The following is a 13,123-nucleotide window of genomic DNA, read 5'->3' as shown; positions in this document are numbered from 1 at the left end:
GACTGTCACCAGCCGATATGAAAAACGCCCGGCCCCGATAGGCCGGGCGTTTTTTTGCGCTTTCTAGAATGCCTCGCCCGCCAGCAGCCGCGCGCACTCGCTGTCGCCGCGGGCATGGGCCTTGCGGATGGCGCGCAAGGCAAGGGCGTAGAGCCCGGTCCCCACCAGCAGAAACGGCACGCAGACCAGTGCGATGGACCAGCCCACACTGGCGGGATCGCCGAACACCCGCTCGGTAACGCTCGCGACCATGAGCGGGCCAAGGCTTGCGCCCAGGATCGTGTTCAGCACCAGCGTCAGCGCGATCGAACTACCCCGCATGCGCGGCGGCACCACCGATTGCAGGGTGGCGAACATCACCGTGCCCACGACCGAGAAAACCGCGTTGGCCGACGCCACCAGCACCGTCGCGAAGTGTAGTTCGTGCGCCAGTACAGAAAGCGTGAACGGCAGCGCGAACAGCGGCGCGACGGCCAGTATCCGGAAGCGCGCCAGCGTATCGCCCGAGCGCATCGAGCGATCCAGCAGAGTGCCGCCGACCAGCGGCCCGATCGCGGAAAAGGCCATCGACAGCGGCCCCAGCCAAGCCCCCAGATAGCCAGGCGTCGCCCCATAGCTGCGCAGCAGCATCGAGGGCGCCCACGATGCGCCGCCGTAAGCCACCGTGAAACAGGTGGCGAAGCCGAAGTAGAGCGGCAGCAGCACGCCCCGGTTGCGCCTCAGATATGCCGCCTCCGCCGCGCCCGGCACCCGCGCGGGGCCGCCCACCGCCGCACCCTGCCGGGGCGGCTCGCGCGTCAGCAGCAGCATGGCCAGCGCAATGACCAGGCCGCACGCGCCGAAGATGACGAAGACGCTGCGCCACGGCACCAGCGTGCCCAGCACCGGAAAGCCCGTGAACACCCCGGCGCCCGCTGCGGCAAGGATCAGGCTGGTCAGCGAAATCGCAATGCCGCTCGCCAGCCCCTGCCCCATCATGTAGACCGAAATCGGCCTTCCCCGCCGCGAGGGCGCGAACAGGTCAGCGATCAGCGAGATCGCCGCCGGGCCCAGAGCCGCCTCTCCCAGACCCACCATCAGGCGCGCCACGAACAGCGAACCGAACGACTGCGCAAGACCGCTGCCGATCGTCGCGAGGCTCCACAAGGTGATGCCCGCGACGATCAGGTTGCGTCGGGATATGCGATCTGCGGCAAGGCCCATCGGGATGCCCATGAAGGCGTAGAACAGCCCGAAGGCCAGCCCCTGCAGCAGCCCGATCTGCTCGTCGCCGATGCCCAGCGTGGCCCGCACCGGATCGACCAGGATGTTCAACGCGGCCCTGTCGATGATCGACAGGATGCCTGCAAGGAACAGCATGATCACCATCGTCCAGGCGCCTTTGGTGCCCGGCCGTGCGGCGTCCTCGGCAAAGGTCGCGCCGCCTTCGGTCATATCCAGAGCGATCGGACCGGCCATCGTCAGAGCAGCCCGGCAGCGCGGGCGCGCGTCTTGATGTAGTCGCCCAGCCAGTCGAGGTTGCGGAACCGCAGCGTGCCGCGCCCGACCGCCGTGGAGCTATGCGCCATCCCGGCGACAAGGCGCAGGCACTTTGCCATCAGGAACACTTCGATGGCATCCTTCTCTTCTGGCGTGAAGGGCCGCACAGATTCGTAGCCCGCCTCGAAAGCCTCGCCGATCCTGGGATCGAAGCCGTAGAACAGGTTGCCCCACACGAAGTTCTGGACGTCCTGCATCAGGAAGTCCTCGCCCGCCGCGTCGAAGTCCAGCAGCGTGATCCTTCCGTCTTCGTCGACGTGGACGTTGCTGGGGTGGAAATCGCGGTGGCACACGCCCAGCGGCACCTTGCCCGACGCCGCCATCTCGTCGATGCGCCTGTCGAGGTTGGCGGCAATGATCGGGTAATCGCGCAGATCGTCCGGGCGATCGTAGACGAAGTCGATCAGCGCCGGCATGCAGATGTTGTAGTCCTTGGCCGTCTCGGTCGAGAACCGGTGCTTGCCGCCGGCCTGCGCATTGGCCCATTCGTAGCCATGCAGGTGCATCTGCGCCATCGCCGCACCGATGCGGAAGGCGGTCTCTTCGGACAGGCGATCGCCGAACTTCACACCCGGCGCCCAGTCGTAGAGAGCAATCGCGCGTTCGCCCTCTGGCGAGATCACCTTGAAGTAGAGCGCGCCGTCGTTCTGCGGCACGCCGACCGATGCCGGGAACCCGGCGCGGCGCAGGTAATCCAGGAAATCCAGTTCATACGCCACGTCATCGACATCGCGGTAGGTCTTGCGCCACACGCGCAGCGCGTACTTCGCCTCCGCGTCCTGAACCAGATAGACGTCGTTCATTCCGCGATAAAGCAGGAAGCACGTCAGTTCGCCCTTCAGCGAATAGCGGCGCGCCACTTCGCGAACGATGAAGTCCGGATGCAGGACCGAATGCGATACTTCGGCAAGCGGAAGGTCAGAGGCGGTCAAGGAAGTCTCGCAGTTCATGAGCAATTCTCTTTGGTGCAATATCGAAGATGTCGCGGTCGAGATCGGGCATCTCGACCACCCGGCAGGACGGCAGGCGCGCGGCCGCCGCCCGTGAAACGGCGTGAAGATCCTCCGCCGGCTGCAGCAGCACTGCAGGCTGTCGGACCTGTTCGAGGCGCGCGAAGTCCCATGTCCACACGCCCTTGTAGGCCCAGGTGAAGCGGTCCATCACGCGCGCCTTGTCGGCAAAGTTGAGCGCGGCCTTGTCCAGCGGCACGCCGGGATTGCGCTTGCCCACGACATAAGCCCACAGGCCTGCCGTCAGGTCGCGCAGCACAGTGCCCTCCTCATCCAGCGGGGGATAGTTCTCGGCATCCGCAAGGCGTTTGGCGCGGGAGTCCCCATCGAACATCGGAATGCCCGTCAGGCCCAGCGCCCGCACGCGGTCGGGCCGTGCGATGGCCAGTTCGCAGGCCAGCAGCGTGCCGGTGTGGAAGCCGTAGAGGTCCACGGGACCGGTCAGCATACCCTCAACGGCCAGGGCATCGAGAGCGTCCGAGAACGCTGCCGCGTATCCCGCCATGCCCGGTGGCGCAGGCGGCGCGTCGGACATGCCGTATCCGGGCGTATCGAGCGCCACGACCAGCCGGTCGGCGGCAAGGGCGCCGATCAGCGGCTCGTACTCGAACGAGGACGAGGGGTTCTGATGCAGCAGCACAATGGGCGTGCGCGCTCCCGCAGTGCCGGCGGTACGGTAGTGCATCTGGCCGTGGCGGCAGGTGGTGTAGGCGCGGCGGATCATAGCGCGGTGTTCCCCAGCCCCTCTTCGCTGCGCAGGCGCGCGGCGGCGAACTTGTCCTCGTCCAGGTCGTAGGCCCACAGGAACAGGCCGTTGATCGCGAACATGATCGAGGGGATCACCGCAAAGCCCAGCTTGAGCGCCAGCATGGCGCTTTCCGGCTGCTTCACGATCGCGCCGCCAGTGGTCGGCACGTAGCCCAGCGCATGAAGAAACACGCCCAGCACCGCCACGCCCAGCGCGAAGCTGACCTTCTCGACCACAGCGATGGCGCTGGACAGCAGCCCTTCGCGCGCTTCTCCAGTAAGCGCGCGGTCGTACGCCTGCGTATCGCCCAGCATCGAGATCGACATCAGGATGATGGCGCCCGAACCCAGCCCGCCGGTGATCGCGCGCAGCACGATGCCGGTGGTGGTGATGGACGTATCCGCGAACAGCCAGCTCAGCGTGGTGAGGCAGAAGATGACGACCCCGGCCAGATAGGTGCGGCGCTTGCCGATGGTCCTGCCGCTCCACACCCACAGCGGCATGGCGAATGCGGTGACGACGTTCTGCGTCACCGCCATCACGATCTGCCCGCTGTACCCTACGCCCACCACGTTGAGCATGTAGAGCAGCATCGTGGAGGCGACCGAGGCGAACGAGAGGAACTGGAACACCTTCGCGCCCAGCAGCATCATGAAAGGCCGGTTGCGGGCGATGGCGCGGATCTGGGCAAGGCCAGGCAGGTGCGATCCCGTTGCCGGGGCGACGCCATGCTGCACCGGAACGGCCAGCGCCGTTGCGGTCATCGCCCCGCCGATGATGAGCGCCATCACGAGGCCCATCGTCGCAAAGCCCGCGCGGCCTGCGCCGCCGCTCTGGATCAGCCAGGCCGTGCCCGCCATCGCCAGCAGCTGGCCTATCGAGACGAACACCGTGCGGAAGGAAATCAGCCGGGTGCGTTCGTGAAACCCGTCGGTCAGCTCCGCAGGCAGCGCCATGTAGGGAACGTTGAACAGCGAGTACGCGGTCGAATAGATCACCAGCGCCGCGATCATCCACACCAGCAGGGCGCCCTGCCCCATCACGGGCGGCGCAAACAGCATCAGGAACGATATGGCGGATAGCAGCGCCCCCGCCGCCAGAAACGGCTTGCGGCGTCCCCAGCGCGTGCGCGCCCGGTCGGACAGGGTACCGATCACCACGTCGATAACCGCGTCGGCCAGCTTGGAGATCATCAGCAGATAGCCCGCGATCTCTGGCGACTGACCCAGAACGGTGGACATCAGCGCGGGAAAATACGTCGTCACCGCATTGAGCATGATCGACACGCCCACGGTGCCGATGCCAAAGCCCACGCAGGTGCCGATGCTCAGCCGCGCCTGCGCGCCGGTTGCGGTGTCCATCTTCATGCGGACGCTCCCAGGAACGGCGCGATCGCCGCCGCCTTCGCTTGCGCAGAGCCGCCGGTCGACGCTTCATGCCCGTCTGCCAGCAGGCCCATCGCCGTCGCCACCGATGCATTGAGCAGCGCCAGTTCGGTTTCCGGCTTCAGCAGCAGCGTCGGCGCGGCGATGTGCGCCATCCGCTCGAATGCGCGGTACCGGAATGCAGCGATGTAGGGCTTGGGGTATGTGTCCAGCGTCTTGAGCACGTCCAGCGTGATTCGGTGGAGGATGTGGGCCGGCGGCATCGGCACGGCCAGCCGGTGGCCGGCATCCTTCATGAAGTGGGGGAAGAACAGCGCCTGGTCGCGGCAGAAGTTGAACGCCCAGATCAGATGGCGGCCATATTCGTCCGGCTCCACGACGGGGGCGTAGTTGGCGATCACCGCATCGCGCAGATCGTCGTCGTATTCGGTGATCCCGTCCAGCACCAGACGCCGCACGCGCCCTTCGTGCCCCGCCGCCAGTTCGCAGGCGATACGCGCGCCGGTGTGCGTACCATAAGCGTCCACTTCACCGAAGCCCAGCGCATCGCAGAGCCGGTCCATCGACCCGGCGAAGTACGCGATGTCCGGCTCATCCGGGGACGGCGGCGGCGAATCGCCATTGCCCAGCGTGTCGGGCGCGACGATCTCTCCCCGGCAGCCCGCCGCACGCAGGGCCAGCATCAGATCCTGCTGGAACCACGACGATGCGGGCGAGGCGTGAAGCAGCAGCACGGGAACATGGCCCGGCTCCGCAGCGGGCAGCCGCCGCAGGTGAAGCTGGCCTTCTTCAAGACGCACGAAGGCGCGCTCGATCTGCGCAGGCGAAGACGGGTCGTTCGGGTTCATGCCACGCAGGCTATCGCAGTCCCCGGACGCACCAGCGGTTGAAGAGAAATATTATCGGCAGGCGAATAGTTCTTCAGCTGCGGGCAGGAGACGCGCTCTGTCGTGTTCATATCCATGTCCATGGACACGAGCTTCCTTCCCGATGACGATGCCCTGCTGGCGGCGCTGGAGCGCGAAGGGCCGATGAATCTCGCCCGCGCGGTGGCCGTCATGGAACGGCATGACCTGGCGGGGCTGGTGCTGGGCGATCCGCTTAACGTCTTCCACGCGCTGGGCCATTGGCCGCAGATCGGGCGCACCCGGCCCGGGCAGCCGCCGGGCACCTTCGCGCTGCTGGCACGGGAACGGCCCGAGCAGCCGGGACTGGTGACGAGCCGGTTCCTGCACCACTACAGTTGGGCGGACGGACGCGATCGCCGCGACGTCGCGCTCTGGCTTTACACGCACCTCGGGGACGAAGGAGACGAGGCACCATCGCCGGTGCCGAACGGCCCGGTCCTGCCCGAGCGCGATCCGACCCGCCTTACCCCTGCCGAAGCACACCGCGCCGCCATCTCCGCACAGACCGCAGGCGCGATGATCGCGCATGGCGATGCAGGTGCGGCCATCGTTGCGGCGATGGGCGGACTTGGGCTGTGGCAGGGCCGCATCGGCTTCGACCACGCCGTCATCGCGCAGGTGGCGCAGCGGCACGATCATCCCGGCACGATGGTGCAGGCGGACAATATCCTGCGCGAAATCCGGCTGGTGAAGTCGCCGCTGGAACATGCCCTGATGGCGCGCGCGGCCCGCTCCAACGTCGACGCGCTCAACGCCGTGGGCCATGCGATCCGCGCAGGAGCCACGCATGTGGAACTGCAGGCGCTTTACCGCATGGAGTGCGCGGCGCGCGGCAATACCGCGCTGTTCCTCAACGTCGATCGCGTATCGTCCGACCTCTCGCGCACGAAAGTGGTCGACGGGCAGACCCTGATGCTTGACGGCGTCAGCCAGTTTCTGGGCTATCACGGCGATTTCGCGCGCACCGTCTTCGTGGGCGAACCCACCCGCGCCGCCCGCCGCGCGGCCGAAGCCGCCGCATTCGGCTGGCAGGCCGTGCGCGAAAAGCTGCGCCCCGGCCTGCGCTATTCCGAGATCGCCGCCATCGGCGAAAACGCCATCCGCGCCGCCGGGTACGAAGCCGCCATCGGCTTTGGTCCGCATAGCGTGGGCCTCGCCCACACGGATGAACCGGGCGAAGTCCACGGCGGCTTCTGGCGCAAGCCCGACATCGTGATCGAGCCGGGCATGATCCTCTCGGTCGACTGCCCCACGCTCGATACCGGCATCGGCGGATCGGCCCATTGCGAAGACCTCGTTCGCATCACCGAGACCGGCTGCGAACCCATCCATCCCCTTCACGAAGCGGTGATCATCGTATGACCAGACCTTTCATCCTTTCCGCCTCCGTGGCCGATGCGACGCTTGCCGTACCCGACCATGCCCGCGCCGTGCTGCAGGCTGCCGAGGGCGCCGGTTTCGACCTGCTCATGCTGGGCCGTTCGGGCGCGCGTCCGTTCGATGCACAGGTGATAGTCGCCTGGGCAGCGCCGGTGACGAAGACACTGGGCATCGTCGCCACCGTGCCTGCGTCGAACGCCCATCCTTTCCACGTCGCGCGCGCCCTGTCGGCGGTCGATTTCCTGGCCGCCGGGCGCATCGGCTGGTCGGTCGTGCCAGAGGGCGCGCCCGTGGGAATGGCCGAGGACATGGTGGCCGCCGCCCGCGCCCTGTGGGACGGCTGGGGCAGCGACACGCTGATCCTCGACAAGGCGGGCGGGCGCTATCTCGATGCATTGAAGGTCAGGGCATCGAACCATGAAGGGCCGTTCTTCAAGGTGGCCGGGCCGGTCAACGCGCTGCGCCCGCCGCTGGGCCATCCGCTGCTGGTGGTAGACGGGGACGATCCCATCGCCGTGCACGACGCTGACATCGCGCTTTTCGTCGAAGGCGAGCCGGCACCGCAGGCCACCAGGCGCCTGCTCAAGGTGAACGCCGATGCCGACGTTGCCGAACTGTCTCGGCGCTTCGATGCCGGTGAGATCGACGGCGCGCACTTCACGCTGGACGATGCGCTGACCCTGCTGCCGCAGATCGGTGCGAAGCTTGCCGCGCTGCTGACGCCCCGGCCCGCAGGTGACCTGCGCGCCCGCCTTGGCCTGCCCCTTCCCTCCACCGCCTCCAACCAGCCCGGCGGCGCCGTGATCCCGGAGATCGCATGATGCAAAACCAGATTCACCTTTGGGCCTTCCTTCAGGGCATCGGCTTTTTCCCGACCGGCTGGAAGCATGAGCGGGCACGTCCCGAAGGCGTGTTCTCGATGGACTACTACGCCCGCGTCGCCCGACTGGCCGAGCAGGGCCGCTTCGATGCCATCGTATTCGGCGACCAGCTGCAATCGCGCGGCGCCGGTGGCCGCACGCCCGAACGGCTGGCGATGCCGACGCTGGACCCGGTGACACTGCTGACCGCGATGGCCGCCGTGACGCAGCACATCGGTCTGGTCGCCACGGTGTCCACCACGTACAACAGCCCGGAAATGCTGGCGGAACGCTTCGGCACGATGGAGCGCATCACCGGCGGCCGCTCCGGCTGGAACATCGTCACCACCGCCCACCCGGACACCGCGCCCAACTTCGGCGAAAGGGAACTGCCGCCCAAGGACGCACGCTATCGCAACGCGGTGGAAGTGGTCGCGCGGGCCTGCGAACTTTGGGCACAGATGGACCGTGAAGGCCCCGCCCTGCCGCAGGGTCGTCCGGTTCTGGTGCAGGCGGGCCAGTCTCCCGACGGCCGCGACTTCGCCGCCCGCACGGCAGAGGCGATCTTCTGCCCCGCTGCCTCGATCAATGCGGGTATCGACTTTCGCAACGACCTGCGCGCCCGCGTGGCGGGCGTCGGTCGCAATCCCGACGGGGTGCGGATAATGCCGGGGCTTTCCTGCGTACTGGGTAGCACCGAAGAAGAAGCCCGCGCCGAACATACTGCGATCCTCGACCTTGCCGACGATGCGCTGGCGATCGAATACCTGTCGGAATCGCTTTGCTGCGACCTGACCGGCTTCGACCCGCTGGGCCAGATCCCGGTCGATGCGATCCTGGCGGCAACCCTGCTGCCGCCCGCAGACGTTGCCCGCGCGATCACGCCGGGGGCGGAAAAGGGAACCCCGCTGGGCGCCTTCGCCGCCAACTTCATGCGCCATCCGCGCGGCCACAACGTCTTCATCGGCACACCCGAGCAGATGGCCGACATGATGATCGAATGGCGCGATGCCGGGGCGTGCGACGGCTTCACCCTGCAGCCCAGCCTGATGCCGGGCGGGCTTGAAGACTTCGTGGAACGGGTCGTCCCGATCCTTCAGGCGCGCGGTCGCCTGCGCACCGACTATCCCGGCGCCACCTTGCGCGAAACGCTGGGCCTGTCCGCGCGCGAGGCGGTGGCCGCATGAAGGCGGGACGTATCGCGCTCGCCACGCTGGGCGCGCTGGCGCTGCTGGGCGGCGGCACCGTGCTGGCGTTGCGGGCAGGAGCCGGTGCGACCGACCGCGCAACGCTGGAAAAGCGCTGGGCGGACGGCCCATCGCGCTTCGTCACGGTGGACGGCGTTCGCATGCACGTGCGCGAGGAAGGCCCGGTCGGCGCTCCGGTCGTCGTCCTGCTCCACGGGTCGATCGTGAACCTGCATGAATGGGACGATGTCGCCGCGATCCTGAAGGACAAGTATCGCATCGTGCGCTTCGACTGGTCGCCTTACGGGCTGACCGGACCCGATCCCTCAGGCGTCTATTCCACCCCGCGCGCGGCGCAGTTGATGGACGGGCTGATGAAGCAGCTTGGCCATGACAGGTTCGCCGTCGTCGCCACGTCCAACGGCTCGAACGTCGCGCTGGAATACAACCGCGCCTATCCCGGCCATGCCCGTGCGATGGCGTTCTCCATGCTGCCGCTGGAGCGTCCCAGCCAGACCCGCAAGGTGGACTGGCGGCTGAGCTGGAGCCTGCCGGTGTTCAAGTCGGTGCTGCCGGGGTGGCGGCCCCACTGGTTCTGGCGCGTCATGCTGGAGGACACCACGCCTCCCGGCTTCGAGCCGACCGAGCGCATGGTCGACCAGATCACCGAAATGAACAACCTGCCCGGCGCGCTGGACCGGCAGGCGCAGTACATCCAGGCGAACGTCAAGGCGTTCAGGACATCCGATGTCGGTGCCGTTGCGGAAAGCGTCCACGTTCCCGTGCTGCTGCAATGGTGCAGTTACGACGACGTGATTTCGCAAGGCGCGCAGGCGTCGGTCGCCCGCTTCACGAATGCCCCCGTCACGCTGATCGAGTACCCGGACCTCGGCCACTTCCCAATGTGGGAGAAGCCCGCCAAGTTCGCGCGCGATCTCGATGCATGGCTTGGAAAAGTCACATCCGGCTGATCGAAGCGGGCGCTGCATCCGACAGGCGAACATTCGGGACAAGTCACTTCAATTGTCATTGATATAAGTCAAATCTTACTGCGATAAAACGTTCTTGATTCGCAAATCATTGCGGCGAGAAATTCTATCACGCTTCTTATTACGATCGCACCTGCTCTGATGTCAGTCGAGCTTCAGCGGTAAAAAAGAACATCATCTCGCATCCATCTTAGATAATCCAAAGTATAGTTCGCGGAAAAGCAGGGAACATACCAACAATTGCCGCCAGAAAGGCGCTACAATAATTGAGGGACGAACATGACCGGCAAAACGCATAAGCATCTCGCCTCCACCCTGTCGAGCATCGCGCTTGTCGCGGGTCTGGCTGCCGCCACGCCTGCAATGGCACAGACCGCCGATGCGGCAGCGCCCGCCGCAGGCGGCGAGATCATCGTCACCGCGCGCAAGACCGGGGAAGACATCCTGAAGGTGCCTGTCACCGTCACGGCGATCACGTCCGAGACGCTGGACGCCAAGGGCGTGGTCTCGGTCACCGACATGGCTGCATCGACCCCCGGCATCAACGTCAACAACAGTTCGTCCGGCCACGCCGACCGCTCGTTCCAGCAGGTCGTGATGCGCGGCATGACGCCGTCGACGACGCTGGCCACCACGACCTCGATGTTCATCGACGGCGTGGCGGTGTCCTCTCCCTCGCAGCTCAGCGCGATCAGCAACCCGGAACGCGTCGAGATCATCAAGGGCCCGCAGAGCGCGTACTTCGGCCGCAACACGTTCGCCGGTGCGATCAACGTCGTCACCAAGGCGCCCGGCAACGACTGGGGCGGCGAAGTGCTGGGCATGATCGGCACGCGTGAGAACTGGCGCCTGCGCGGCTCGATCGAAGGCCCGATCGTGGAGGATCTGCTGTCCTTCCGCATCAACGGCGAGCAGTTCTCGCGCAACGGTTCGTGGAAGAACAACAACGGCACCACGCTGGGCGACCAGTCGACCAAGAACGCATCGCTGCTGCTGGCGATCACGCCGTCTCCGGACGTTACCATCAAGCTGTTCGGCATGCTGAGCGAGGACAAGGACGGCGCCTCTGCGCAGACCCGCCTCTACGCCTATGACGTCCGGACGCCGAGCGGCCAGGTCGTCGTGCAGAACCAGTCCAACTGTACGCTTACCGGCGACACGCGCGGCGTGCTCAACCCGGTGACCGGGCAGCCTGCCGGCCTTCCAGTGCAGAACGCCTATTTCTGCGGGACCATTCCGGCCGCGATCAACCCCGTCACCGCCAACAACGTCAACAGCGACTACATCAAGCAGTTCCTGGCGATCGGCACCAACCGCATCGTCGATCCCAGCGAAGGCGTGCAGGGCTACGGCCTGCTGCGTCGCACCAAGCACGCACATGCCACGCTGGACTGGGACGTGACCGACAAGCTCACCTTCTCGGCGCTGGGCGGCTACAACCGCGAGGTCTGGACCACGCTGATCGATCTCGACAGCTACGATGGCCGCGCGCTCACCGGCCCGACCTGCGGCGGCGCGGTCACAACCGGGTGCTATGGCGAAGGGTTCTTCAACTACCCCTACCTGATCGAACGCAAGATCGACGACTTCTCGCTCGAAGGGCGCGCATCCTACACCAACGGACGGTTCCGCGGCGTGGCCGGCGTCAGCTATCTCAGCGCGGACCAGCTGCAGGGCCTGGGCGGCGGCACCGGCGTGCTGACTGCATCCAGCCTCGTGCCGGGCGGCCTCAGCCGCAACCGGACGACCGGTTTCTTCTTCGGTCTGACTTACGACATCACTGATACGATCTCGGCCAGCTTCGAGGGCCGCTACCAGATCGACAAGCTCCAGGCGTTCGCGCGTCCGGCCGGTCTCAACGTGGCGTCCAGCGCATTCATCCCGGCCGGGTTCTACGCAGGCGGCTCCGAAATCGCGCGGGCGACGTACAAGAACTTCACCCCGCGTGCGATCGTCAACTGGCAGATCACACCGGACATGATGGTCTATGCATCGTGGGCCAAGGGCGTGAACCCGGCGCAGTTCAACACCAACATCCTGTCGCAGGCCGCATCGGTGCAGCAGGCGGCGCTGGATGCTGGCGGTGAACTGGCGATCGAGCCGGAGAAGATCACCAACTACGAGATCGGCCTGAAGGGCCGCATCGGATCGACCGTGCGCTACACCCTGGCGGCCTACTATGCCCAGTGGCGCAAGCAGATCAACTCGACCATCATCGTCGCGCCCGACGCCACGCAGCCCACCGGCTTCAGCTTCGTGACCGCATCGATGAACGCGGGTTCGGTGAACCTGCGCGGCATCGAGGGCGATGTGTCCTGGCGCCCGACCGACTTCCTGACGATCGATGCCGCCGCTGCCTTCAACGACTCCAACATCAAGTCGTTCGCCAGCTCCACCGTCAGCGCGCTGACCGGCATCTACGACTTCTCCGGCAAGGAGATGAAGAACACCTCGAAGTATTCGGCCAACGTCGGCGTCCAGGTGGGCACCGACATCGCGGGCTGGGACGACGGTCGCTGGTTCCTGCGCGGGGACTGGAATTTCAAGTCGGGCGTGTGGTCGAACGAAGCGAACCTGGCACGGACCCCGGACCTGCACCTGTTCAATGCGCGTGTCGGGATCACTCACGGCCAGTTCTCGCTGGAAGCGTTCGTGAACAACGTCTTCAACAACAAGACGCCGCTCACGGTCTCGGACAACTTCGTCCTTTCGCCGGGCTTCCCTTACTCGGCACGCACCTCGGCGCTGATGCTGGGGCTTGGCGATCTGCGCACCGCCGGGGTTCAGGCCAAGATCACCTTCTGATCGCGCGCTTCAGGCAGCACGGAAAGGCCGGGGGAAACCCCGGCCTTTTTCATGGGAGATTGACATTTAGAACCATTTGGGTTAATCGTTTCAGTCAGCGGCGGGGCGAGGGCGTGAAGCTGATGCTCCTTTCCTTCGCACGCGGTCGGCGCCCGGTTGTGGAAACCGGACAACAGCCACATCGGATGCGTGGATCAAAAGGATCGAAGGGAAGGATGCGAGCCCGCACCTTCGTCCCCACGGACCGCAGGGTCGTGTCGAAGAGTTTTCCTGAGGTCTGCCCCTCTTCGGACATTCGCAACGAAGGCAAGA

The 13,123-nt window shown here is 66.1% G+C and carries 10 protein-coding genes; 5 read left to right on the top strand and 5 right to left on the bottom strand.

The features are described from left to right. Window positions 1-63: 63 nt before the first annotated feature. Genes GGR40_RS06125 through GGR40_RS06105 form a run of 5 tightly spaced genes read right to left on the bottom strand, consistent with a single transcriptional unit; the run spans window position 64 to window position 5,530 of the window. Window positions 64-1,458: an MFS transporter gene (locus tag GGR40_RS06125; protein ID WP_429275326.1), complete on the bottom strand. Its 1,395-nt coding sequence runs from the start codon at window positions 1,456-1,458 to the stop codon at window positions 64-66. Window positions 1,459-1,460: 2 nt separating this feature from the next. Continuing rightward, window positions 1,461-2,471 (bottom strand): phosphotransferase enzyme family protein, encoded by a 1,011-nt coding sequence (locus tag GGR40_RS06120; RefSeq protein ID WP_429275325.1) that lies wholly within the window; start codon window positions 2,469-2,471, stop codon window positions 1,461-1,463. Then, entirely contained in the window at window positions 2,458-3,273 is an 816-nt protein-coding gene (locus GGR40_RS06115) for an alpha/beta fold hydrolase (protein ID WP_429275324.1), read from the bottom strand. Before GGR40_RS06115 ends, GGR40_RS06120 begins: the two co-directional genes overlap by 14 nt. Next, window positions 3,270-4,664: an MFS transporter gene (locus GGR40_RS06110; RefSeq protein ID WP_429275323.1), complete on the bottom strand. Its 1,395-nt coding sequence runs from the start codon at window positions 4,662-4,664 to the stop codon at window positions 3,270-3,272. Before GGR40_RS06110 ends, GGR40_RS06115 begins: the two co-directional genes overlap by 4 nt. Next, window positions 4,661-5,530, bottom strand: a complete 870-nt coding sequence (locus tag GGR40_RS06105) for an alpha/beta fold hydrolase (RefSeq protein ID WP_429275322.1) — start codon at window positions 5,528-5,530, stop codon at window positions 4,661-4,663. Before GGR40_RS06105 ends, GGR40_RS06110 begins: the two co-directional genes overlap by 4 nt. A 120-nt stretch (window positions 5,531-5,650) precedes the next feature. Between GGR40_RS06105 and GGR40_RS06100 the strand changes: the two genes are divergently transcribed. From GGR40_RS06100 to GGR40_RS06080, 5 genes are all read left to right on the top strand, one after another. Beyond that, a complete protein-coding gene (locus GGR40_RS06100; protein ID WP_429275321.1) occupies window positions 5,651-6,952 on the top strand; it encodes a M24 family metallopeptidase in 1,302 nt (433 codons plus the stop codon). Then, entirely contained in the window at window positions 6,949-7,791 is an 843-nt protein-coding gene (locus tag GGR40_RS06095) for an LLM class flavin-dependent oxidoreductase (protein ID WP_429275320.1), read from the top strand. Before GGR40_RS06100 ends, GGR40_RS06095 begins: the two co-directional genes overlap by 4 nt. Further along, the gene (locus GGR40_RS06090) at window positions 7,788-9,017 is read left to right on the top strand and encodes an LLM class flavin-dependent oxidoreductase (RefSeq protein WP_429275319.1); all 1,230 of its coding nucleotides are present in this window, start codon (window positions 7,788-7,790) and stop codon (window positions 9,015-9,017) included. The genes GGR40_RS06095 and GGR40_RS06090 overlap by 4 nt, the downstream gene beginning before the upstream one ends. Beyond that, the gene (locus GGR40_RS06085; protein WP_429275318.1) at window positions 9,014-9,988 is read left to right on the top strand and encodes an alpha/beta fold hydrolase; all 975 of its coding nucleotides are present in this window, start codon (window positions 9,014-9,016) and stop codon (window positions 9,986-9,988) included. Before GGR40_RS06090 ends, GGR40_RS06085 begins: the two co-directional genes overlap by 4 nt. Before the next feature lie 297 nt (window positions 9,989-10,285). Continuing rightward, the gene (locus tag GGR40_RS06080; RefSeq protein WP_429275317.1) at window positions 10,286-12,811 is read left to right on the top strand and encodes a TonB-dependent receptor; all 2,526 of its coding nucleotides are present in this window, start codon (window positions 10,286-10,288) and stop codon (window positions 12,809-12,811) included. Window positions 12,812-13,123: the final 312 nt, after the last annotated feature.

The sequence above is a fragment of the Novosphingobium gossypii genome, from assembly GCF_050433305.1.
Taxonomy (GTDB): Bacteria; Pseudomonadota; Alphaproteobacteria; order Sphingomonadales; family Sphingomonadaceae; genus Novosphingobium; species Novosphingobium gossypii.
This window is presented reverse-complemented; position numbering and strand designations above follow the sequence as displayed.